The following is a 2,495-nucleotide window of genomic DNA, read 5'->3' as shown; positions in this document are numbered from 1 at the left end:
GGCCGGCGACGCCTGCCAGGCGGGCGCCCGCGCCGGCCTGCGCTGCCTGCACAGCCGGGGCGGCATCGCCGAGTTGCGCGTGCTGGACCGTCCCGCCATGCTGGCCTTGCGCGCTGCGGGTGGCGCGGAACAGCTGGCGCTGCTGACGCGTCTGCAGGATGATACCGCCACCTTGATGCTTGATGGCAAACAGCAAAGCCTGCCGCTGGCTCAGCTCGCGCAGCGCAGCGATGGCAGTTTCACGACCTTCTGGCGCGCTCCGCGCAGCTGGCGCGACGAAGTGCCGCTGGGCGCGCGCGGCGCCGATGTGGATTGGCTGGCGCAGCGGCTGGCGCAACAGCGGGGCTTGCCGGCGCCGGCCGCCAATCTGCCGCTCGATGCCGAGATGCAAGGCCAGCTGCGCGCTTTCCAGCAAAGCCAGAACCTGCGGGCCGATGGCCTGGCGGGCCCGAAAACGTATATACGCCTGATGCAGCTGGGTGACAATGCGGAGCCGCGCCTGAGCAGCGCTGCTCCTGCCGTGGCGGCGCCCGCTGTGACGGCGATGGTGGCGGGGAAATAAGATGTCCTACATACTTGAAGCACTGAAAAAATCGCAGGCCGAGCGCCAACTGGGCGAGTTGCCCTCGATCCACGCACCGCAAGTGCAGCTGCACGATGCGGCCGCGTCCGGCGCCGGGCGGCGCGCGCCCATCTGGCTGGCGCTGGGCGGCGTGACGGTGGCCGTGGCCGCCGCCTTGCTGTTCTGGCAGCCCTGGCAGGCAGGCACGGCTGCACCTGCGGCCGCGCCTGCCGTGCTGGCCCAGGATGTGCCCGCGCCGATGCCGGCAATCGTCCCGCCGGCAGTCCCTTTACCTGTATCTGTACCCGCGCCGGCCCCCGTCACGCAAGTCACGCCCGTGCCGCCAGCGGCCACGGCCGCGCCCGTGCACCATGCCAGACCCGTGGCGGAACCCCCGCAGGAGAGGCCTGGCCAAGCCGCGCCGCCGCCCGTGGCGGCCCCGGCTCCGGCGGTGCCTGCGCCCACGCCGGCGGGCGAGGAAAGCGTGCCCGGCATGCGCGACTTGCCCGAGCCGATACAGCGGCAAATCCCGCCCATCTCCATCGGCGGCTATATCTACTCGAAAAATCCGGCCGATCGTTTATTGTTGATCGACAAGGTCTTGCGCCACGAAGGCGAGGAACTGGCGCCTGGCCTGGTGCTGGAAAAGTTGCAGCCGAAAGCGGCCATCTTCAGTTTCAAGGGCTACCGCTACCGCGTGCCGTATTGAGTTGTTATGCATCAAGGCCGGGCCCCCATAGCTGAACCATACTGGCTTGGCCTGGTCGAACCAGGGTCGCTGCGACCGTGTGCGCGGCCGGGGAGTTCCGATGATTGCTGCCGCAGCTGGTGAAGGTGCTTTTGATGCGCATGGCCTGGGTAACCTGGCGCGCATCGACCATATCGTCGTGCTGATGATGGAAAACCGTTCCTTTGATCACATGCTCGGCTACCTGAGCCTGGAAGGCGGGCGCGCCGATATCGATGGCTTGCAGGCCAGTCATGCCAACGTGCATGCGGGCGTGCGCTATCCCGTGCACCATTTGCGGCGCACGGCCTTTGGCCCGCAGCAAGACCCGTCGCATACGGGCACGTCGGTGGCGCAGCAATTGCAAAACAATAATGGCGGCTTTGTCGACGACTATGCGCAAACGCATCCGGGCGACCCCGACATCGACCTGGTGATGGGTTACTATAATGCGGCCGACTTGCCCATGTACGATTTCCTGGCGCAGCAGTTCTGCGTCTGCGACCGCTGCCACAGCTCCGTTCCTGGCGCCACCTGGCCCAACCGCCTGTATGCGATCAGCGGCAAGGCGGCCGGCAGCCGCGACAGCAAGCGCGTGCCCCTGTACACGAACAAATCCTTCGTGCGCCACCTGGATCGCGCCCAGGTCAGCTGGAAATTTTATTCCGCCTGGAAGCCCTGGAGCCTGGCGCTGACGGACGATCATTACCGTTCGTCCGAGCTGTACGAACCGTTCGGTTCGAGCGCGCGCCGCTATGGCTTCATCGGCGATGCGCTGGCGGGCGCCTTGCCCTCGGTTAGCTGGATCGATCCGCATTTCTTTGAAAACGACGACCACCCGCCGGCCGACATCCGCGCCGGTCAGGCGCTGGTGGCGCAGGTCTACCAGGCCCTGTCGCGCGGCCCCGCCTGGGCGCGCACCTTGCTGATCCTCAGTTATGACGAGCACGGCGGCTTTTTCGACCATGTGCCGCCTGGCCCCGCCATCGACGACGACCCTGCGTTTCGCCAGTACGGCGTACGCGTGCCCATGCTGCTGGTGTCGCCGCTGATTTCGCCGGGCAGCGTCAGCCATGAGGTATACGATCACACGTCGATCATCAAAACCATCCTGCAGCGCTTTTGCCGCGCCGCCGATGGCAGCTTGCCCCAGATGGGCGCGCGCGTGGCGGCCGCCAGCGGAGGGGGCGCCGTGCTGACCCTGGC

At 67.1% G+C, this 2,495-nt stretch carries 3 protein-coding genes; all 3 read left to right on the top strand.

What is annotated here, in order from left to right; translation table 11 throughout:
• On the top strand, positions 1-562 hold a 562-nt coding region (locus tag CBW66_RS28140), incomplete at its 5' end, for a peptidoglycan-binding protein (protein WP_139843076.1).
• A gap of 1 nt (position 563) precedes the next feature.
• The gene (locus CBW66_RS28135; protein ID WP_086139652.1) at positions 564-1,271 is read left to right on the top strand and encodes a general secretion pathway protein GspB; all 708 of its coding nucleotides are present in this window, start codon (positions 564-566) and stop codon (positions 1,269-1,271) included.
• A 100-nt stretch (positions 1,272-1,371) separates the two neighbouring features.
• Positions 1,372-2,495: alkaline phosphatase family protein (locus CBW66_RS28130; RefSeq protein ID WP_086153691.1), on the top strand; the 1,124-nt coding region annotated here is incomplete at its 3' end.

Origin of the sequence: Janthinobacterium sp. GW456P, from assembly GCF_002127655.1 — a bacterium.
In the GTDB taxonomy this organism is placed as follows: Bacteria; Pseudomonadota; Gammaproteobacteria; order Burkholderiales; family Burkholderiaceae_D; genus Janthinobacterium.
This window is presented reverse-complemented; position numbering and strand designations above follow the sequence as displayed.